Raw genomic sequence first — 18604 nt, 5'->3', positions numbered from 1 at the left:
TTCCACCGTTGTATCCGAATTAATATTTATTATCTTCCCCATCTGATGGCAATTGCTCCCCATGTTAATCCTCCACCAAATCCTACCATAACTACTAAATCATCGTCATGTATTTTTCCATTTTCCAATTCCTCCACAATGGATATCGGTATGGATGCTGCGGATGTGTTTCCATATTTCTGTACGGTCATGGACATTTTCTCTAGAGGGAGGCCAAGCCTTTCCCTTGCAGCTTCCATGATTCGAATATTAGCTTGATGAGGGATAAGGAAGTCCACATCCTCTTTTGTTAGGCCGGCCTTCTCGAGTACATTTACTGCCGACTCACCCATTTGGCGGACTGCAAACTTGAACACTTCCCGACCATTCATCACAATGGTTTCATCTTGATATAAATGTTTTGCCCCTGTTCCGTCTGCACCGAGTTCAAAAGATAATATACCTCTTCCCTCTGATACCGGACCGATAATGGTTGCGCCAGCTCCGTCACCGAACAAAACAGCCGTGTTGCGATCTTCCCAGTCTGTAATCTTGGAAAGCTTCTCTACTCCTACCACAAGTACATGTTTATAAGTCCCAGCTTCCACAAATTGCTTCGCTGTAATAATTCCATACATGAACCCAGCGCAGGCAGCGCTCATATCAAAAGCACATGCCTTTTTAGCCCCAAGGCGTTCCTGGATCATGCAGGCAACACTAGGAAAGGGGTTATCCGGGGTTACTGTAGCGACAATAATCATATCTAGTTCTTCTGCCGTAATACCAGCATCCTTCATAGCCTTTTCTGCTGCAAAAAATGCCATATGCGAAGTATCCACTTCATCTGTTGCAATTCTTCTTTCTTCTATACCGGTTCTTGTTTTTATCCATTCATCTGTCGTGTCGACCATTTTTTCAAGGTCTGCATTGGTTAATACTTTTTCAGGTACATATCTTCCAATTCCTAGAATCCCTGCATTCATAGATATAACACCTATCTCTCTTTTGGACTTTTTTAAAAGATTATCTAAAGTGGTTTTAGCTTTATAGTTTGGCCGTTTCTTTCCGCTACATGCACTCGCTTTCCTCGGGGAGGGCCGGGAGCCTCCTCGGCAAGCCTGCGGGGTCTCCCGATTCCCTCTTACCTCCCGCCGGAGTCGAGTGCCTTCCGCTTCAATCCACTTATCTAATTTTATTATCAATTATTATGACTTGGTACTAATTTTAACGTATTCTTATCATCTTGACAATATATAAATGCCTATTTTATAAGGAAGCTCCACTTTTAGACCAAAGCCCATCCCATTTTTTACAGCCAGCATATGATAGTCTCAAGAGGGGATAAATGTTGACTTGGAGAGGTGATATCTATATGAGTGAAGAACAACAAGAAGCGATAAAGGAAGAACGGGAAGTGGATCCGTTCACAAGAATGATGTTTGGAGGTCCGCCTAGAAGAGAAAATATAGAAGAAAATCCAGCGAACAGCCCCGAAAAAACCCAAGGGGACTATTATGCGCTTATGGAACAGGTGGACTCCATTATGGATTCAGTAAATAAATTAAAGCCAATGTTAAAGGAATTCTCTCCGCTATTGGATTATTTTAAGAAATAGGAACTTAACTTAATGTAGCACCGCTGTTGATTTCTTCGTCAGACTTTGCTTTCCGCGGGGCGGTGCTTGAGCCTCCTCACAACGCTCGGGGGTCTCAACCTGCCGCTACCTTTCGCTGCAGTCTTTCCTTTCGCTCCAATCATCAGCTAAGTTACTGCAATCATTACGATGAATAAAGAGGCTGTCCAGAATGGTATTGACATTCTGAACAGTCCTCTTTTTTCATTAATCTATATCTAATGCATTTTGTTTTCCCAGTTCGTATGCTTCGTCCATCACTTTGGTCAATAGAGAGACCAATGGCTGAATATGTTGCGGCTCTAGCTCTAACCCTGTTTCATCAAGCATCTGTTTTGCTTCTGGTAAGTATTTCATAGCTATTGCCATATATTGCATGGTTCTATCTTGTTCCATTTGATAACCTACTTTCTATTTTTCATTCGGTAATAAACCGGAATTTTTGTATTCCTCAATTTGGTTATGGATGTTTTCTTGGTACTCTTTGCTTACCAATGGACTGAATTTACCAAGAGATATCACATCATCTTTGAAGTCAAAATATAAATTTCCTGAATCCAGTTCGCCTGTAAAATGACGCCTTGCCACTAGTTCATATAAAGCAGGGACATGTTGGACCGTACTTGTAATAACTGTGTTCTCCCCAAGGTCGGACTGATCGGAGACAAACCCCACGGCATAAAGCCCTTTTTCCTTCAAACTATTAATAATTGGAACATTAAAGCCGTCGCCAGCAGGGTATACAACATCCACTTCCTGCTCAATCATATTGTCCAGTATGGCCAAGGCCTTATCCGGGTCATCCCAATCCTGGGTGTAGTCTATCAACACCCTCGCATCCGGGTTTTCATGTAGCACACCTTCAAAGAAGCCATCCACTTCCGGCTGCCATTCAAAGGCTGCAATGATCCCTATGTTATTGGTTTTACTCATATGACCTGCGACCATTCCCCCAAAGAACCCCATTGCGTTGGCTTCAAAGTTTAAGCTTGTTACATTTTCTCCTTGAGCTTCTGAATTGAAACATACAAAATGGATATTTGGATAATCTGATGAGATAGAGTTGAATGTCTGGGCATATTCACTTCCATGTCCAAAAATTAAGGTAACCCCATCCTTATGAAAATCTTCCACCGCTTTTTTAATAGATGAATCTGTATGTATTCCTTCTTTGTAATACACATCAAGGTCGTATTCGGTCTGTATGCGCAAAAGGCCCTTATATCCCTTGGTTCCCCATACTTGATCACTCACTGTATCCGGAACTAGTAATCCGACCTTTTGATCTCCACTATCAGGAGTAGTTTGTCCACATGCAGATAAAAGAAGTATTAATAGAATTATTGCCATTATTGTTTTTTTCATGTATGTACCACCCCCTAGTGCCCCAAAGGAATCCCTCATATTTCCTATCCTACATCTTATATTGTACATGCTTTGAATACAAAGGAAAAGTTAATATTCTGTAAAAACCATTTGGACACGAGAGGGATTCTCTGTTGTCTTTTAATCCAGTCTCAGTTTTTGCCTCATTTGTTTTCTCTGTGCTTGAAGACTTTCTTTCATCGTCAAACTTTGCCGCACCTTGTAAACTGTCACCTTATCCCATTCACCGTCAGGATTTGCATCTGCTAGTAAAGTAAAGTGGAGTACATCCATTAATTCCTTAAGCGCTTCTGGATTTTCGTTTTTTAAGCGGACTACTTTTTCTTGGCCTTCCGTATTTGAGAGTTCGTAAATAGCTTTTACAACGTCCTCAACATATAATACATCCGTATCTTGGATGGCTATAGGTTGACGTTCTTTTTCATCCATCTCTGCTTGAAGCCTTCTATGGACCGCTTCCTCTTTTCCTTGCCACGGTCCGACTACCATCGGTAAATAGATGGACAAGCAATTAGCTTCATCCTTCTGTTTCTTTTTTAACTTATTCGTAAAGTCGATGTTCTTTCTGTAGTTATGATAGGAAGAGATAATTACAAGCTTCTTAGCTTTCTCTGCAATAGAAAAATATGCCTCTTCATTGGTCTGGTCCAATCGCTCTATTCTATCAATAAAGTAAAATGCAATATCGGCATTGTTCTCTAAAGGCTGATCCAGTTGAAGATGAAAAAAAGCGTTTCGTCCGATTCCCATCAACATTTCATCTGCTCTTTCGTCCATCTTTTCTGACCATTCGAACCCTGTTACTTCCACTTCATGATTCATGAGCTCTTGACAAAGTGCAAAACCAACTTGTGTTGTAGCACCGACAACCACAGCATTTTTCATCACTTTCCACTCCATCCATCATCATTGATATTGTATCCTTATGCATGGAAGCATAATAATAGTCCCTATTCCATGAGAGATGAAATGGGACTTTTCATAATTTCTGTTCATATTTTTTAAAGAACTGACATATAGATGGACCGTATGAATACCTTTTCTCCACAAGGTGATAGGTAACCGCAATTGGGGATTTATTTTGTTGGCGAAGCTCTTCATACCTTTTGCAATGAAGATTTGGGTCAAAGGAGAAATTGGTTGTGGTTTGCCATATTTTCACCGGCAACGAATTATGCTGGAACCGATGGAGTTCGGGAAAACCTTCATACTCCTCAAATTCATTAATAGGTACATTGTAAGCCTTCGCTATCTCATTCCTGACTTTTTTATAGAAAAATTTCCTATCTTTTTCTTGAGCCAGTTGGGCTTTCAAGTCCATACAAGGATTGATGAGGGCGACCGAACGAATTTGTTCCCCTAGTTCCTCCATCAATTGCAGTGCTGTCAGCGCCCCCATACCTTCTGCAATAATATGAATTTTATCGTTCAATATTTCCTGTTTCATCATGATATGATAAAGCTGCTTGGCATGCAGTACCGATTTACTGCTCCCCCAATGCGCCCCGTAAAGATTGGAATAAAAAAGTGTATACCCACATTTCAATATTTCTTCCACAATTCTGTTCCGACCAATATGCTGTAACCACAGACTATTCTGTTCATCAACGAAATGGTTAGTATCCCCGATGATAAGACAGCCAAAACCATTAGGCTTTTCCGGTACATGTACAGCATTCCATTGACCGCCCATTTGAAAAAAGCGTTGATTTATGCTCATCCGATTCACCATACCCTCCAATTCACGAACTCTATACTCTATGCTATGTAGATAGGCATTGTGATGCCAAAGACAAATTACCAAATGCGACAATAAAAAATTAGTATGAAATTTGAAGATCCAATCCCCCTGTGGTCTGAATGCAAGGTGTGAGACTCCGGCGGTAGGTTGAGACCCCTGAAGCGTTGTGAGGAGGCTCAACCACTCGCCCCGCGGAAAGCAGAACACCTGAAACGGAAGACTACGGGAAGTTTAATGTAATAAGAAAAAGGAAGGTGCAAATTTAATCCCTTCCCACTTCATCGTATTGAAGCTCTTCCCTTAACATCTCCAAAGTCCGTTGCCCTAGTTCCGTCAAATTACTTACCTCTTGATCAAGTAGCATTTTCAGTTCAAGAAGCTTTTCATTACTATTCATCATTTAACAACCCCTTTTTCGACTAAGTTAAACATATTTACATTTATTATATGTGCTAGTTGTGGTAAAATATCCTCTGAATGAGTTTCGAAATAATTAAATGGAGGGGGAGTCACAATGCGCGCATTCTGGACTATTTTCTGGTCACTTCTTCTTATAAACATGGTTGCTTATGTTGTTGCTAACATGCAGGGTGATACATATAACTACGTATTAGCTTCTATCATTGCGGTCGTTTTTGCTGTATTAGTCATGCTGATCGGGGAAGCGTTACCAAACGAACCCGTTGAAAAGCACTAATATCTGAAAAAAGAACTTGCTCCCCAGGGACAAGTTCTTTTTTTTGTCTTTATATTTATTAGTCACCGATCACGAGTTTTCCTTCTTTCACCTTGATAATTATTTCTTGAAAATCTTGGATGGTACCTTTTATTATTTCCTTTGCAATAAGGGTTTCCATGTGTTTTTGAATGAACCTCTTCAACGGTCTGGCTCCATAAACAGGATCATAGGCATTGTCAGCAATAAAGATCTTCGCATCTTCTGTAAGATGTAATGTTAGGTGCTTGTCTTCTAATCGTTTCTGTAAATCCTTGATTAACTTTTCCACAATAAGACCGATCTGATTTTTGGATAATGGTGAAAAGATAACAGTATCATCAATCCGGTTTAATAATTCAGGTCTGAAATGATTTCGTAACTGTTGAAGCACTTTTTCTTTAGCTTCCTCCGAAATGACATCCTCCGTATTTTCCAGTAAGATGGGTGAACCGATGTTGGAGGTCATGATGATAACAGTATTTTTAAAATCGACCGTCTTTCCTTGTGCGTCCGTTATTCTGCCATCATCCAACATTTGTAGCAGGATATTAAATACTTCCGGATGGGCTTTTTCCACTTCATCCAACAAGACGACGGAATATGGCTTCCTTCTTACCGCTTCTGTAAGCTGCCCCCCTTCTTCGTAGCCAACATACCCTGGGGGCGCTCCGATCAGCCTTGATACCGCGTGTTTCTCCATATACTCGGACATGTCAATCCGGATAATCTGCTCCTCACTATCAAAAAGGGATTGAGCAAGCGCTCTGGCAAGCTCTGTTTTCCCGACACCTGTAGGTCCAAGAAAGATGAAGGAACCGATCGGACGATTTGGATCCTTGATACCTGCTCTTGCACGGATGACCGCCTCGGAAACAAGCTGTACTGCTTCTTCCTGCCCTACAACTCTTTCATGCAGGATTTCCTCCAGCTTCAATAGCTTTTCTCTTTCTCCTTCCACAAGCTTTGTAACAGGTATGCCTGTCCACTTTGCCACAATGCCAGCAATTTCTTCTTCTGTTACCTCTTCGCGTAGGAGCTGGTTTGTTTCTTTTTTCTGCTTAGCCTTTTCCTCCAATTGTGATAGCTCTTTTTCAAGGCTTGGTATTTTTCCATGCCTAAGTTCTGCGGCTTTGTTTAAATCATAATTGTTTTCCGCCGTTTCCAAATCACGCTTGGACTTCTCCAACTCCTCCCGTTTCACTCTGACTAATTGAATATCATCTTTCTCCAGCTGCCATTGAGCCTTCATAGCGGCAGCCTGTTCTTTGAGATTGGCCAATTCTTTTTGGAGCTGAATGAGTCTTTCTTTGCTTGCTTGATCCTTCTCTTTCTTCATGGCAGCTTCTTCAATTTCCAGCTGCATCACCCTTCTCGTCACTTCATCCAATTCAGATGGCATTGAATCTATTTCCGTTCGGATCATGGCACATGCTTCGTCCACAAGGTCAATTGCCTTATCCGGTAAAAAACGTTCTGAAATGTACCGGTTGGATAAAACTGCGGCAGATACGATGGCACGGTCATGTATGTTCACACCATGATGGATCTCAAAGCGGTCTTTAAGGCCTCTTAAAATGGAAATGGTGTCCTCTACCGTCGGTTCTTGGACAAGAACCTGTTGGAAACGGCGCTCCAAAGCCGGATCTTTTTCGATATATTGTCTGTGCTCATTTAAGGTAGTGGCCCCAATGCAGTGCAGTTCCCCACGGGCAAGCATCGGTTTGAGCATATTCCCTGCATCCATTGAACCTTCCGTCTTACCGGCACCCACAATTGTGTGAAGTTCATCAATGAAAAGCAGGATCTGCCCTTCACTTTTTTTGATTTCCTGCAGAACGGCTTTCAATCTTTCTTCAAACTCCCCCCTGTATTTGGCGCCTGCCACCAGCGAGCTAAGATCAAGGGAGAATATTGTTTTGTCCTTAAGTCCATCTGGAACATCCTTCCTCACGATACGCTGCGCCAATCCTTCCACTATAGCCGTTTTTCCAACACCTGGTTCACCGATAAGGACAGGGTTGTTCTTTGTCTTTCTGGAGAGGATTCTGATTACCCTGCGGATTTCCTGATCTCTACCGATAACCGGATCAAGCTTGCCGCTTTTCACCTCTTCAATCAAGTCCCTTCCATATTTCTTTAACGCTTCGTATGTAGATTCCGGTTCTTTAGAAGTCACTTTCTGGTTCCCCCTTATTTCCTGTATGGCTTGCTGTAAATATGCTTCATTGAGATTGTATGTATTACTTAACTTTTTTAATTGATGGCTCGTGCTGTTTTGATGGAAAAGAGCAAGAAGAATATGTTCGACGGAGAGAAAATCATCCTCCCATTCATTTTTCCATTCATCAGCTTTTTTGAAAGTTTGGTTCAGTTGATTGCTTATATATGCATCACTTGTTGCGCCGCTTACTTCAGGCTTTGCTCTAAGTAGATGCTTTAAGTCATTTTGAAGTGATTGATGATCTACCTTCAGCTTTTGCAACACTCTTTCGGCAAGTCCTTCATGTTGCTGAAGCAATGCTTGAAGAAGGTGTTCATGCTCTATTTGCTGATGATTCATTTCTTCCGCAAGACTCTTTGCCATTACGATTGCTTCTTGTAACTTGGTAGTCATTTGGTTGATGTTCATTTAGTATCACTCCTTTTGGTAGGTGAGTTTATTTTAGAACGATTCTTTGGTTAGCCCAAATCTTGAGCTTGGGGATCATACACATTCCTGGTTAATTTTTTCTTCATATCTCTTTACGAATCAACTCTAAAAAAAGTTTCCATCAAGTCTATCCAAAAAAGCCACCCTCCAGTAAGAGGATGACCTTATCAATTACGGACGGCGTTTCTTTGCCCAAAGTCGGTTATGATTGGAGGTTTCGGGAAATGTGTCCCCAGCTTTCAGGTTGACCTTCTGAGGATTCTTAACACCACTGCCAGTCTCCCCGATTTCCAAATAGATGCCGTTATTAGGCGCTTTTTGTCCCGGTCTGAATTGTTGATTCTGGCCCATACGATTCCCTCCTATACAGATCATGATATACCATTTAGGCAGACAGTATGTGCATTGAGATCTTTATATCTCACTACTATCATTCCCAAATATGGGGTTTTCATGACCGTATCTAAGGTTCGGTGGGGAATCCATTATTAAGCAATTGTCAGGACTTCATGCTTTGTTGCAAGATCAATGAAGTGTTTCATCCCGCTAATTTCGCCGCCAATAAGCCTCTGTTCGACTTCATAGTGGTCTACGCATGTCTTGCATGCATAGACATGGACACCTGATTCATGAATCTCTTTCAGGTGCACGGAAACAAGTGAATCCTCTGTCAATGTGTAGACTCCTGTATTCATAAGAAAAATTGCAGCTGGCTTTTCTTCACGTTGCTTCAGAATAGTGAAAAATGTTTCCAGGACACTTTCCCCTAAGGCTTCATCCCCTTTACCTAGCCGATTGGAACTGACAAGAATCACTTTGTTTTTCATGCTTCTTTCTCCCCTCTCACTCTTTTATGTATTTTTTAATCTGTAACGTTCAATGCAATTTTTGCAAGGCGGGACATTCGGTCTTTGCTCCATGGCGGGTTGAACGTGATGTTAACGTCCACATCATTGATTTCTTCCATTGGTGCAAGCTTTTTTTTGACGTCCTCGACAATTTCCCCTGCAAGCGGACAGCCAATGGAGGTCAATGTCATGGTAATATCCACATTGTTGGATGCATCAATTTCCACATCATATACCAGACCAAGGTTTACTATATCGACACCAAGCTCCGGATCCTCCACTTCCTCTAATATTTCCATCACTTTATCTTTTAGTGCTTCCTGCATGATATCTCTCCTTTTCACTTTCTAGAAGATACTCTGCAAACCAATCCACGGTGGCCAATACACCTTCCCTGCTTACCTTATGATCAGAATGCTCATCTATGAGTACCTTAATATTATTCGGTTTACTTTTATAATAACCCTTATTCGCTTTTACAAACGTCAGTAGCGGATCAATCGGAACCTCTTTGTCCTGTTTTCCGTGCCAACATAACAAAGGTCTTTCATTTAGGGTGGCTGGATCGTTGGCTAAATCATATGGATCTAGTTTTGCAAAGTATGATTCTAACTGCATTTCATCAAAAGGTAACACAAATCCAGCTTCAAGGAATTTATCAACTTTATAACGTGCAAAGTCACGATAATTTGGACATCCCATCAAACTGACTGCCGCTTTTATCCACGGATATCTTTTCAATGCACCGAAAGTCACAATTCCACCCATGGAAGTACCTGCAATACCGATATCCGTCTCCTTCGTTAAACCTGCTTCAACCAGATATCCTTTTAGAATATCTATTTCATGGACAGTTTGGATGACAATTTCCCAGAACGCCTGCATCATTTCGTGATTCTTCAGCCCGCTGTCCCGATCTCCATGATGAATACAGTCTGGAAGGATTACCCGAAATCCCTTTTCTGCTAAAAGGTAGGCATAGTGCAGATTATTCTCCTTCACACTTTGAAACCCATGTATAAAGATAACAGTAGGTTTCGCTTTTGAAAAGGATTGTGCATCACAGACATGAAGATAAGAAACCGCTCCCGCTTTCTGTTTGACAACATTAATCATTGTACTTCCCCCTGACCTATTTTTACCTCATTTTTCCTATTCAATCTAGTCCTGTCTAGTTTATCATGTAGACAAGCAAAATTAAAAAAGGTTACACTTGAAATAGGAATATTTTTTATGTAGGAAAAAAGGAGTTATGATATGGTGGAAAAACATCTGATTGCCGTAGACTTAGACGGGACTTTGCTAACTGATGACAAAAGAATCTCCAAACGCAACAAATTGGCTATTCAAAAAGCGATGGATCAAGGACATGAGGTAGTAATAGCGACCGGAAGACCTTACCGTGCGAGCATCATGTATTATGAAGAAATGAACCTTACTTCTCCCATCGTGAACTTTAACGGTGCATTTGTGCATTATCCTGGCAATGATGATTGGGGAGTTTATCATGAGCCCCTTTCCATTGATACAGTAAAAGAAATCATCGAAGTAAGCGAAAAATACAAAATACATAATATCCTGGCCGAAGTGATGGATGATGTTTATTTTCATTTTCATGATGAAAAGCTATTGGATATCTTCGGCTTTGGCAACCCAAAGATTGAAACAGGTGATCTTAGACAAGTGTTAAAAAGGGATCCAACATGTATCCTTATCCATGCAAGCGAAGAAGAAGTGCCAAAAATCAGGAAGTACTTATCTGACGTACATGCCGAAGTGATCGATCACAGACGTTGGGCTGCACCTTGGCATGTCATTGAGCTTGTTCGCACAGGAATGAACAAAGCCGTTGGATTAAAAAGGGTCGCCGCGCATTATAATATTCCAAAGGAAAATATCATCGCTTTTGGTGACGAGGATAACGATTATGAAATGATTGAGTATGCAGGAACTGGTGTTGCCATGGGCAATGCCATCGATGGGCTGAAAGGCAAAGCCAATGAAATCACGCTAAGCAATGAAGAAGATGGAATTGCCGTGTTCCTAGAGAAAAAGCTGAACCTTTAGACCAATATTTGCCCTTATAGAAAGAACCTTTTTTACTTAGACTACATAGTGGGCAAGTGATTGTCCGATTTGAAAAGGGGGGCTTTCATAATGGGTAGAAGCAGCAAATCAAAACGTTTTGTTCAGCAGGGTAAAAATTCTGTACAGCTTCATGACCAACAAATCCCTTATCACTTGACGATGGAACAAGCAGAAGAGCGCAAAGCACATCAAGCAGAACTCAATTCTCTTGGAGGGATATAATCATGGGAAACCAATTATTCCAATCCGCTCGTGAAGCCGTCAAAAATGCGGTAAAGGGCAAGCATGATTCTGCACCTGAACATAACAACACACATGATTATTCATCGGAAGTCGATTCGAATTCGATGAGTGTTGCCAAAAACGCATTATCCTCCGCTTATGCAAACTCCACTGAAGCCGAAAAAGTTCAGCTTAGGGAATTGCAGGAAGAACTTTTCAACAGTCAGCAAGATAAGTAACACGCAAACAGCGCACGGCCATTAGGCTATGCGCTGTTTTTGTACATATAGATGGTTCTACTAGCATCGTTAATCCCTTGTTCCTTGTAGTGCAGGTCGTTTGACTCCGGCGGGAGGTAGCCCCCTAAAGCGTTGTGAGGATGCTCAAGCTCCGCCCCGCGGAAAGCAAACCACCGGAACGTAATCGAACAGGAGTAAAGAGAACAAATTAATCCTTCCGGAAAAAGCCAAAAATACCGGCCGTCTGCACAATATTAGTAAACGCATTCGGATCCGCTTCCTTTAAAATCCGCTCCAGATCATACATTTCATAACGGGTGATAACAATCATCAGCATCTCCTTATCTTCCCCAGTAAATGCCCCCCGTGCCGGAACTGATGTAATACCACGTACCATTTTCGCATGAATGGCTTCCTTCACCGCTTGCCCCTCTTTCGTCACAATCATCGCAGTCAGCTTTTCATGACGAGTATGGATCGCGTCAATGACACGAGTGGATGCGTAAAGGGTCACAAGGGTATACAACGCTTTTTCCCAACCAAATACAAGTCCTGCTGTCACAATGATCACTGCATTTAAGGCAAAGAAGTATGTTCCTACAGGCTTGTCCTTCATTCTTGATAAAATCATGGCGATGATATCCAATCCACCTGTGGATGCCCCCCACTTAAGCGTCAGTCCGACACCAACAGCTGCAATGACACCACCGAATACGGCGTTAAGCAAAATATCATTATTGAATGAATAAATCGGTACAACTTCCAAGAAGAACGACATAAGGAATACACTTAAGAAACTATAAATGGTAAAAGACCGCCCTACCTTCTTCCATGCTAAAATCGTAACGGGAATATTCAAAAGCAATAATGTAATACCCGTGGATATCGTAAAAGGCAGAAAATCCTCAGAAATACGGAAAATCAGCTGGGAAACACCAGTGAACCCGCTAGCGTAAACATCCGCCGGAATCAAAAAGAAATTCATTGCAATCGCATTTAAAAATGCTCCCACTAATACAATAAGCACCTTTTTTATATGTTGTAGTACATCCATTTGGCCAAAACCTCCTAACAGCCTATTGCCTTATTTTATGTATTTTTCCTCTTTTTACCCTTCTGAAACGATAAACTTGTTTTCTTTTCTTGAAGAGTGGTTCATTAATAGGTAAACTTGAAAAAAGGAGCATTATTCCTCTAATGGAAGGATCGTCAGTTTTTCACGTACAGCTTAACCCATGCTTGTTAGTATAATAAAGAAGGTGACCTTATGACAATAAGAATTTTTGCAGATAGTGCCAGCGACTTACCGAAAGAGTTTTTCACTAACGAAAAGGTGGACCTTATCCCTCTGAAAGTCCTGTTCGGTGAGACCGAATATGAGGATATGGTCACCATTGATTCATCCAAAGTGTATAATGCCATGCGCGAGGGACAAGTGGTCAAGACATCTCAAGCCTCGCCAGTGTTTATGAAAGAGCTTTTCACTGAAGTGGCAGTGAAACAGGAAACCGCCGTTTACGTAGCTTTTTCTTCCGAATTATCAGGTACATATCAAACAGCGGTTCTCATGCAAAAGGAAGTTATGGAGGAGTACCCGGAACTTGACTTGACTATCATCGATTCCAAGTGTGCATCGCTTGGGTATGGTCTTGTCGTCAAAAAAGCTGCTGAGCTGGCTAATGGCGGGAGCTCAAAGGAAGATCTATTGGCTTCCATTGAATACGACATCACCCATATGGAGCATGTGTTCACTGTGGACAACCTGGATTACTTGGCCCGCGGCGGCCGGGTAAGCAAAGCCTCTGCATTTGTAGGGGGATTATTGAATATCAAACCTTTACTGCATATGGAAGATGGAAAATTAATTCCTTTGGAGAAAATCCGGGGCCGAAAGAAAGTCTTGCGCAGGATGGTAGAAGTCATGCGGGACCGTAACGGTTTTAATAGTGCAGGGCAACGGATTGGAATAAGCCATGGAGACGACCTGGCAACCGCGCAGGCATTGAAGGAAATGATTGTTGAGGCTTGTGATTGTAAAGACTTCACCATCACCTCTATCGGTTCTGCAGTTGGTGCACATGCTGGCCCAGGAACCATCGCCTTATTCTTCCTAAACGGGAAAAAAGCGTAACTCATAACATCATATTGAAAGGACAACCTATTCCTATCCATCTAAGAAAGGGGTAGGTTTTTCTATGCCACACACAAGCGATAACGACAAAAAAGCAAAAGACAACAATGCTAAACGACATGAAAAAAACATGCAACGTGAGAAGAATGAGCAAAAGGGTGAACGCCAGTATTCTAAGAAGACGGATCATTTGTAGGGACATAGGTTTGGGAGTCGCTTCTTTTAGGGAGCGGCTTTTTTTGTATCAAGAAAGCAGCCCACTAAGTGAACTGCTCTCATGTCAACAAATTTAATTCTCTTCTTCCTTCTTATATGTCCAGCCCTCTGACTGCCTAATCAAGCCCTGTTTCAACAGCTTACCTATCGCACGTTTAAATGCCGCTTTGCTAATATTGAATTGGTCCTTGATATCTTCAGGTGTACTTTTATCGCTGTAGGGCATCGCTCCGCCTCTAAGCTCCAAGTAATCCATGATCACTTGTGCATCATCACCCATGGCTTCCTGTTTGCGTGGCAACAATGATACATTGATCGTCCCGTCGTCCTTCAAATCAATGACTCTTCCTTCTACCACCTGACCCAATCTAGGCTCTTCCTTACGTTCGGAGTTATGGATGAAGCCTACATAACCCTCATTCGAAATCATGTAGCTACCGACCTTTAAAAGACGGTAGATGGTCCCTTGAATGTTTTGGTTCAGGATATTGGATGGTGCTTTGATAGATCGGTCGAGCATTACATCCTGTGTAGCAAGCTTTCCTATCAGCTTGCCACGGCGATCCGTTTTCACACGGCAAAGGAGGTGGTCGCCAACTTGGGGCCATATTTTCTCAAATACTGGGAGATCATCTGCGGGAATGAGGGCATCCTTTGCGATGCCAATATTGATGAATGCACCAAGCCCTGGCAACACTTCCACCACTTCCATCCACTCAGGGCCATTAAGCCCCTTTGGAATAGTCATCGTTGCAGTGATGCGGCTTTTTTGGTCCGCATATAAGAATACCTCTACCGTTTCATCTTCCCCTAATTCCCGTGTCGCTTCATTTTTGTGAAGAAGAATGGTCTCTTCCCCATCAGTTAACATATATCCAAGCGGTGTCTCGCGATCGACCGTCAATTCCAATACCGTACCTGTTTCCATCATTATTATGTACCTTCCTTTTTACGCATGATTATATGGTTCAGTTAAAGAATACTGTTGATTATTGCAGCAACCTAGCTGTTGATTGGAGCAATAGGCGAAAGCGAAGCCTAGTGCGGAAATCAATAGCGTTGTTTATTAATACGTATTATATAAATTGTACCTGACTTTGATTAAGTTGTCCAAACCGCTTTATTCTACTATAATTAAGAACAGAAAGCGATGTTTTTCTTACCATTACCATTTGGTAAAATTTTAACCTATGCTGGAGGGATTTCCATGGCAAAAGAGAGTTCTTTCGATATCGTCTCTAAAGTCGATCTGTCTGAAGTGACGAACGCCATCAATATTGCGTTAAAAGAAATTCAAAATCGATTTGACTTCAAAGGATCTGTCAGTGACATCAAACTTGAAAAAGAAGAAATCGTACTTCTTTCTGATAGCGAGTTCAAACTGGATCAACTGAAAGATGTAATGGTCAGTAAAATGATCAAACGTAATGTTCCAACCAAAAACATTCAATACGGTAAAATTGAAGATGCTTCCAAGGGCGCAGTTCGTCAACGCGGAAAGCTTGTTCAAGGTATCGATAAGGACAATACGAAGAAAATAAACACCATCATCAAAAACTCCGGTTTAAAAGTGAAAACACAAATTCAGGACGATCAGGTACGCGTAACAGGGAAGAATCGTGATGATCTTCAACAGGTGATTGCTGCCCTTCGTGAGGCTGACTTGGATATCGACCTGCAGTTTGTGAACTACCGATAAGGTAATGTAACAGCGGTGCCCCGTTCTATAGTGACGTGGGCACATTTTATTTGGCTCTTTTCTCAAAGATTATTGCTATTCACTAGTAAAAAGTCGGCAATTGGACTTTTTAATTCGTACTTACTTAAGATTTGCATGTAGCATATTTAGTATTGCAGGGAAAAGAGCACGACAGTAAGAAGTGTAACGGTAAGTGTAAGAATGCTCATAAGCAACAAAGTTTACGCTAATAGCCTCTTATTTTACAAACTGCCCCATAAGCAATTCATCAGAATAAGTCCCATCCTCAAACTTTACATGACGTTCTTTTCTACCTTCTATACTAAATCCCAACTTTTCGTAAACGTGTATCGCTCGTTCGTTATGGGCAAATACTTCTAGGCAGACCTTTTCAATATGGGAATCTCTTTTTGCCCAGTCAAGCAGTTGAAAAATCATTTTGCTTCCTAATCCATTGTTACAATATTCTTCTTGAATGCTGATACCAAACATGCAGATATGCCTAACTCTTTTTCTGGATCCCTTTGTGGCGTTTAGCATTCCCACTATTTTTGATCCTTCTTCTGCTATAAGGGTCAAATGTCCTTTATCCATACTTTCTTGTAACCACTGTACTTCCTGCTCGATGGTGACATTGAATTCTTCTGGTGCCGTTAATAGATTGCGCCCTTCTCCATATACTTTTCTAGCATGTGTCAGGAGTGCTTCTGCATCTTCTATTCTTGCTTCTCTAATCTTCATATTTACTCTCCCCTTTTTTCTCCCATTGGATAAATTATAGGTGTTTTTCAAATAATAGAAAAGATTATTGGAGGTGCTTATTATGACAGATCAGCAGAAACAGACACTCCCACCACAGCATCAAAATCAGCAACCGGGATTAGAGTCCGAGATGACACCAAAGCCGAAGTCAGAGGACCCGACCTATATGGGAAATGAAAAATTAAAAGATAAGGTCGCGATCATCACTGGCGGTGATAGTGGCATCGGGAGAGCCGTTGCCATTTATTACGCAAAAGAAGGGGCAGACGTTGTTGTTGTCTATTTAAATGAACATGAGGATGCAAAGGAGACACAAAAGCAGGTGGAGCAAGAAGGGCGGAAGTGTCACCTGCTTTCCGGGGATATTGGCGAGGAGGCATTTTGCAAGCAAATTGTGGATGAAACCATGGCCAACTTTAACAAAATAGACATCCTTGTCAACAATGCGGCAGAGCAGCATCCACAAGAGAGCATTGAGGATATAACAGCAGAACAACTTGAGAAGACTTTCAGGACGAATATTTTTTCTTTTTTTTATTTAACAAAGGCGGCTCTTCCATTTCTGGGAAATGGGAGCAGCATTATTAATACTGCTTCCGTGACAGCTTATGCGGGGAATGAGCTGCTTGTGGATTACTCGGCAACCAAAGGGGCCATTGTCGCATTTACTCGATCCCTGGCCCTGCAACTGGTTGGAAAAGGGATACGTGTAAATGGAGTCGCTCCTGGACCGATTTGGACACCTTTGATTCCTTCGACTTTTTCTAGTCAAAAGGTGGCAAGTTTCGGAGCGAATACGCCAATGAAACGTCCCGGTCAGCCCGAGGAGGTAGCACCGAGCTATGTTTTTTTGGCAAGTGAAGATGCTTCTTACATGAGCGGCCAGATGTTGCATGTGAATGGCGGGAAGATTGTGAATGGGTAGGTAGTTGTATTGGGATGATTGTTACTTAGCGCTCTTTGAATTTAAAGGGGCGCTTTTTTAGTCTGTTTTTATTACACTCGGGATGTGATTGCGGTGAAATGTCCGAAGTTTTTAGATTTCTGTCCGAAGATTTTCAAAAGTAATATGTCCGAACCTACTTTAATCCCCTTTAAAATTTGAAGAAAAACACCAAATTATAAAAAAACCAACCCCATCATCTGAGGCCGGCTTCAATCTCTCAATCAATGTTTCAATCTCATTTTTGTTTCATCATTTCCTTACAAGTATGACGCTTTACCATCGTGTGTGGGATGATAATCCGTTTGGTCGGTTCAGACGGATCCTTCACCTTTTGGATCAAAGTCTTCGCAGCCTGAAAGCCCAGTTGGAAGATGTTGATGTCCACCGATGTCAATGGCGGACGAGCCACTTCTGCAAGCAACACATTATTAAAGCTCACAATGGACATTTGATCCGGAACGGAGATTCCCATGTCATGCAATGTATTAAGGATTCCAAGCGACATCAGGTCATCGGAAACGACAAGCGCCGTTGGCGGCTCTTCTAAAGAGAGTAATTCGGAAATCGCCTCTTGGCCACCCTCTTTCAGGAACTCTTCATGAATGATGTATTCATCCCTGTATTGAATTCCTGCATCTCGGATCGCTTTCTCGTAACCAAGCAACCGATCGATGGTCACCACCAATTGGATGCTTCCTCCTACAAATGCCACTCTTTCATGCCCAAGTGTAATCAGATGCTGGGTAGCTTCTTTTGCAGCCCTGTAGTTATCATTGTCGACATGAGTGATTTCTTCCACCTGCTCAAATGGCTTTCCTATGACGACAAATGGGAAGCACTCTTTTTGAAGGTATTTGATGATTTTGTCCTCCACTGCTGAATACAAAAGGATGATACCGTCTACCCGACGGCCCTGGACCATTTGCATGACCCCTTCCAATATTTCATTGCCTGTTACCCCTGTGGACATATGGAGTGCATATTGTTTTTCATGGGCGGCCGTGCTTATTCCCCTTAATACTTCCGGGAAAAATGGGTTTTGAAATGTTTTATCTGCAGATGCCGGCATGACAAGTCCTATTACTTGTGTAGATTGGTTTGCCAGGCTTCGTGCGATAAAGTTTGGATGATATCCAAGCTCTTCCATTGCTTCTCTCACGCGTTTTTTTGTCTTTTCACTTATGCGCGGGTTGTTCGCGATGACGCGAGAAACTGTGGAAGGTGCAACATTGGCCATTTTCGCTACATCTTTAATTGTTACTGCCATGCACCTATCCCCTCCCCTTTTTAATGGCTGTTTTCGAAAACGTTGTTGCTTATTCGTATCTTTAAATTGGAAACGCATT

Annotated in this window: 24 protein-coding genes; 9 read left to right on the top strand and 15 right to left on the bottom strand. The window is 41.8% G+C overall.

Going from position 1 to position 18604, the window contains the following annotated elements:
- Positions 1-29: 29 nt before the first annotated feature.
- Positions 30-962: a beta-ketoacyl-ACP synthase III gene (locus MKY77_RS07590; protein ID WP_339149624.1), complete on the bottom strand. Its 933-nt coding sequence runs from the start codon at positions 960-962 to the stop codon at positions 30-32.
- Positions 963-1324: 362 nt separating this feature from the next.
- Between MKY77_RS07590 and MKY77_RS07585 the strand changes: the two genes are divergently transcribed.
- Complete coding sequence (locus MKY77_RS07585; protein WP_339149623.1) at positions 1325-1594, top strand: hypothetical protein; 270 nt, start codon at positions 1325-1327, stop codon at positions 1592-1594.
- A 225-nt stretch (positions 1595-1819) separates the two neighbouring features.
- Here the strand turns inward: MKY77_RS07585 and MKY77_RS07580 are convergent, their stop codons facing one another.
- The 5 genes from MKY77_RS07580 to MKY77_RS07560 form a co-directional block, all read right to left on the bottom strand.
- On the bottom strand, positions 1820-2008 hold the full coding sequence (locus MKY77_RS07580) for a ComZ family protein (RefSeq protein ID WP_339149622.1): 189 nt from the start codon (positions 2006-2008) through the stop codon (positions 1820-1822).
- Between the two features lie 15 nt (positions 2009-2023).
- Positions 2024-2977, bottom strand: a complete 954-nt coding sequence (locus MKY77_RS07575; protein ID WP_339149621.1) for a BMP family ABC transporter substrate-binding protein — start codon at positions 2975-2977, stop codon at positions 2024-2026.
- A 141-nt stretch (positions 2978-3118) separates the two neighbouring features.
- Entirely contained in the window at positions 3119-3883 is a 765-nt protein-coding gene (locus MKY77_RS07570; RefSeq protein ID WP_339149620.1) for a hypothetical protein, read from the bottom strand.
- A 94-nt stretch (positions 3884-3977) separates the two neighbouring features.
- Positions 3978-4718: a hypothetical protein gene (locus MKY77_RS07565; protein WP_339149619.1), complete on the bottom strand. Its 741-nt coding sequence runs from the start codon at positions 4716-4718 to the stop codon at positions 3978-3980.
- A 283-nt stretch (positions 4719-5001) separates the two neighbouring features.
- The gene (locus MKY77_RS07560; RefSeq protein WP_339149618.1) at positions 5002-5139 is read right to left on the bottom strand and encodes a hypothetical protein; all 138 of its coding nucleotides are present in this window, start codon (positions 5137-5139) and stop codon (positions 5002-5004) included.
- A gap of 114 nt (positions 5140-5253) precedes the next feature.
- On the opposite strand from MKY77_RS07560, the gene MKY77_RS07555 reads away from it, so the two are divergent.
- The gene (locus MKY77_RS07555) at positions 5254-5436 is read left to right on the top strand and encodes a YjzD family protein (RefSeq protein WP_047971102.1); all 183 of its coding nucleotides are present in this window, start codon (positions 5254-5256) and stop codon (positions 5434-5436) included.
- Between the two features lie 58 nt (positions 5437-5494).
- Here the strand turns inward: MKY77_RS07555 and clpB are convergent, their stop codons facing one another.
- From clpB to MKY77_RS07530, 5 genes are all read right to left on the bottom strand, one after another.
- Positions 5495-8086 (bottom strand): ATP-dependent chaperone ClpB, encoded by a 2592-nt coding sequence (gene clpB / locus MKY77_RS07550; RefSeq protein ID WP_339149617.1) that lies wholly within the window; start codon positions 8084-8086, stop codon positions 5495-5497.
- Positions 8087-8278: 192 nt separating this feature from the next.
- On the bottom strand, positions 8279-8458 hold the full coding sequence (locus tag MKY77_RS07545; protein ID WP_010192036.1) for a YjzC family protein: 180 nt from the start codon (positions 8456-8458) through the stop codon (positions 8279-8281).
- Between the two features lie 137 nt (positions 8459-8595).
- The gene (locus tag MKY77_RS07540) at positions 8596-8934 is read right to left on the bottom strand and encodes a DsrE family protein (RefSeq protein ID WP_339149616.1); all 339 of its coding nucleotides are present in this window, start codon (positions 8932-8934) and stop codon (positions 8596-8598) included.
- 35 nt (positions 8935-8969) lie between these two features.
- Positions 8970-9284, bottom strand: a complete 315-nt coding sequence (locus MKY77_RS07535; RefSeq protein WP_339149988.1) for a metal-sulfur cluster assembly factor — start codon at positions 9282-9284, stop codon at positions 8970-8972.
- Positions 9259-10071, bottom strand: a complete 813-nt coding sequence (locus MKY77_RS07530) for an alpha/beta fold hydrolase (RefSeq protein ID WP_339149615.1) — start codon at positions 10069-10071, stop codon at positions 9259-9261. The genes MKY77_RS07535 and MKY77_RS07530 overlap by 26 nt, the downstream gene beginning before the upstream one ends.
- Positions 10072-10215: 144 nt before the next feature.
- On the opposite strand from MKY77_RS07530, the gene MKY77_RS07525 reads away from it, so the two are divergent.
- The 3 genes from MKY77_RS07525 to MKY77_RS07515 all read left to right on the top strand — a co-directional run bounded on the left by MKY77_RS07525 (position 10216) and on the right by MKY77_RS07515 (position 11504).
- Complete coding sequence (locus tag MKY77_RS07525; RefSeq protein ID WP_339149987.1) at positions 10216-11022, top strand: Cof-type HAD-IIB family hydrolase; 807 nt, start codon at positions 10216-10218, stop codon at positions 11020-11022.
- Positions 11023-11112: 90 nt separating this feature from the next.
- Positions 11113-11265 carry a hypothetical protein gene (locus tag MKY77_RS07520; protein WP_339149614.1) on the top strand — a complete coding sequence of 51 codons (153 nt, stop codon included), beginning with the start codon at positions 11113-11115 and terminating at the stop codon, positions 11263-11265.
- Positions 11266-11267: 2 nt separating this feature from the next.
- Positions 11268-11504, top strand: a complete 237-nt coding sequence (locus MKY77_RS07515) for a DUF3813 domain-containing protein (protein ID WP_339149613.1) — start codon at positions 11268-11270, stop codon at positions 11502-11504.
- A gap of 208 nt (positions 11505-11712) precedes the next feature.
- Here MKY77_RS07515 and MKY77_RS07510 read toward each other — a convergent pair whose 3' ends face one another.
- Complete coding sequence (locus tag MKY77_RS07510; protein WP_339149612.1) at positions 11713-12558, bottom strand: YitT family protein; 846 nt, start codon at positions 12556-12558, stop codon at positions 11713-11715.
- 213 nt (positions 12559-12771) lie between these two features.
- Here MKY77_RS07510 and MKY77_RS07505 point away from each other — a divergent pair, with 213 nt between their 5' ends.
- Positions 12772-13635: a DegV family protein gene (locus MKY77_RS07505; RefSeq protein ID WP_339149611.1), complete on the top strand. Its 864-nt coding sequence runs from the start codon at positions 12772-12774 to the stop codon at positions 13633-13635.
- 64 nt (positions 13636-13699) lie between these two features.
- A complete protein-coding gene (locus tag MKY77_RS07500) occupies positions 13700-13831 on the top strand; it encodes a DUF3941 domain-containing protein (protein ID WP_082852400.1) in 132 nt (43 codons plus the stop codon).
- A gap of 93 nt (positions 13832-13924) precedes the next feature.
- Here the strand turns inward: MKY77_RS07500 and MKY77_RS07495 are convergent, their stop codons facing one another.
- Complete coding sequence (locus MKY77_RS07495; protein ID WP_339149986.1) at positions 13925-14779, bottom strand: S1-like domain-containing RNA-binding protein; 855 nt, start codon at positions 14777-14779, stop codon at positions 13925-13927.
- A gap of 279 nt (positions 14780-15058) precedes the next feature.
- Between MKY77_RS07495 and MKY77_RS07490 the strand changes: the two genes are divergently transcribed.
- Positions 15059-15550, top strand: coding sequence for a YajQ family cyclic di-GMP-binding protein (locus MKY77_RS07490; RefSeq protein WP_010192059.1), 492 nt, complete (start codon positions 15059-15061; stop codon positions 15548-15550).
- A gap of 237 nt (positions 15551-15787) precedes the next feature.
- On the opposite strand, the gene MKY77_RS07485 is transcribed toward MKY77_RS07490, so the two are convergent.
- Positions 15788-16291 (bottom strand): GNAT family protein, encoded by a 504-nt coding sequence (locus MKY77_RS07485; protein ID WP_339149610.1) that lies wholly within the window; start codon positions 16289-16291, stop codon positions 15788-15790.
- An 82-nt stretch (positions 16292-16373) separates the two neighbouring features.
- Here MKY77_RS07485 and MKY77_RS07480 point away from each other — a divergent pair, with 82 nt between their 5' ends.
- Positions 16374-17237, top strand: coding sequence for an SDR family oxidoreductase (locus tag MKY77_RS07480; protein WP_339149609.1), 864 nt, complete (start codon positions 16374-16376; stop codon positions 17235-17237).
- Positions 17238-17493: 256 nt separating this feature from the next.
- On the opposite strand, the gene MKY77_RS07475 is transcribed toward MKY77_RS07480, so the two are convergent.
- Complete coding sequence (locus tag MKY77_RS07475) at positions 17494-18525, bottom strand: LacI family DNA-binding transcriptional regulator (RefSeq protein WP_339149608.1); 1032 nt, start codon at positions 18523-18525, stop codon at positions 17494-17496.
- Between the last annotated feature and the right edge of the window lie 79 nt (positions 18526-18604).

Source organism: Sutcliffiella sp. FSL R7-0096 (genome assembly GCF_038595065.1).
Taxonomy (GTDB): Bacteria; Bacillota; Bacilli; order Bacillales; family Bacillaceae_I; genus Sutcliffiella_A.
Note: the sequence above shows the minus strand (reverse complement) of the source record. Positions and strands in the feature narration are given on the sequence as shown.

What these genes read in the sequence shown, in the direction of transcription:
- MKY77_RS07505 (WP_339149611.1), top strand. Translation starts at nt 12,772, where the DNA reads ATGACAATAAGAATTTTTGCAGATAGTGCCAGCGACTTACCGAAAGAG.
- MKY77_RS07590 (WP_339149624.1), bottom strand. Translation starts at nt 962, where the DNA reads ATGAATGCAGGGATTCTAGGAATTGGAAGATATGTACCTGAAAAAGTA.
- MKY77_RS07560 (WP_339149618.1), bottom strand. Translation starts at nt 5,139, where the DNA reads ATGATGAATAGTAATGAAAAGCTTCTTGAACTGAAAATGCTACTTGAT.
- MKY77_RS07575 (WP_339149621.1), bottom strand. Translation starts at nt 2,977, where the DNA reads ATGAAAAAAACAATAATGGCAATAATTCTATTAATACTTCTTTTATCT.
- MKY77_RS07555 (WP_047971102.1), top strand. Translation starts at nt 5,254, where the DNA reads ATGCGCGCATTCTGGACTATTTTCTGGTCACTTCTTCTTATAAACATG.
- MKY77_RS07495 (WP_339149986.1), bottom strand. Translation starts at nt 14,779, where the DNA reads ATGGAAACAGGTACGGTATTGGAATTGACGGTCGATCGCGAGACACCG.
- MKY77_RS07565 (WP_339149619.1), bottom strand. Translation starts at nt 4,718, where the DNA reads ATGAGCATAAATCAACGCTTTTTTCAAATGGGCGGTCAATGGAATGCT.
- MKY77_RS07500 (WP_082852400.1), top strand. Translation starts at nt 13,700, where the DNA reads ATGCCACACACAAGCGATAACGACAAAAAAGCAAAAGACAACAATGCT.
- MKY77_RS07485 (WP_339149610.1), bottom strand. Translation starts at nt 16,291, where the DNA reads ATGAAGATTAGAGAAGCAAGAATAGAAGATGCAGAAGCACTCCTGACA.
- MKY77_RS07490 (WP_010192059.1), top strand. Translation starts at nt 15,059, where the DNA reads ATGGCAAAAGAGAGTTCTTTCGATATCGTCTCTAAAGTCGATCTGTCT.
- MKY77_RS07580 (WP_339149622.1), bottom strand. Translation starts at nt 2,008, where the DNA reads ATGGAACAAGATAGAACCATGCAATATATGGCAATAGCTATGAAATAC.
- MKY77_RS07510 (WP_339149612.1), bottom strand. Translation starts at nt 12,558, where the DNA reads ATGGATGTACTACAACATATAAAAAAGGTGCTTATTGTATTAGTGGGA.
- MKY77_RS07530 (WP_339149615.1), bottom strand. Translation starts at nt 10,071, where the DNA reads ATGATTAATGTTGTCAAACAGAAAGCGGGAGCGGTTTCTTATCTTCAT.
- MKY77_RS07480 (WP_339149609.1), top strand. Translation starts at nt 16,374, where the DNA reads ATGACAGATCAGCAGAAACAGACACTCCCACCACAGCATCAAAATCAG.
- MKY77_RS07585 (WP_339149623.1), top strand. Translation starts at nt 1,325, where the DNA reads ATGTTGACTTGGAGAGGTGATATCTATATGAGTGAAGAACAACAAGAA.
- MKY77_RS07570 (WP_339149620.1), bottom strand. Translation starts at nt 3,883, where the DNA reads ATGAAAAATGCTGTGGTTGTCGGTGCTACAACACAAGTTGGTTTTGCA.
- MKY77_RS07475 (WP_339149608.1), bottom strand. Translation starts at nt 18,525, where the DNA reads ATGGCAGTAACAATTAAAGATGTAGCGAAAATGGCCAATGTTGCACCT.
- MKY77_RS07520 (WP_339149614.1), top strand. Translation starts at nt 11,113, where the DNA reads ATGGGTAGAAGCAGCAAATCAAAACGTTTTGTTCAGCAGGGTAAAAAT.
- MKY77_RS07540 (WP_339149616.1), bottom strand. Translation starts at nt 8,934, where the DNA reads ATGAAAAACAAAGTGATTCTTGTCAGTTCCAATCGGCTAGGTAAAGGG.
- clpB (WP_339149617.1), bottom strand. Translation starts at nt 8,086, where the DNA reads ATGAACATCAACCAAATGACTACCAAGTTACAAGAAGCAATCGTAATG.
- MKY77_RS07515 (WP_339149613.1), top strand. Translation starts at nt 11,268, where the DNA reads ATGGGAAACCAATTATTCCAATCCGCTCGTGAAGCCGTCAAAAATGCG.
- MKY77_RS07545 (WP_010192036.1), bottom strand. Translation starts at nt 8,458, where the DNA reads ATGGGCCAGAATCAACAATTCAGACCGGGACAAAAAGCGCCTAATAAC.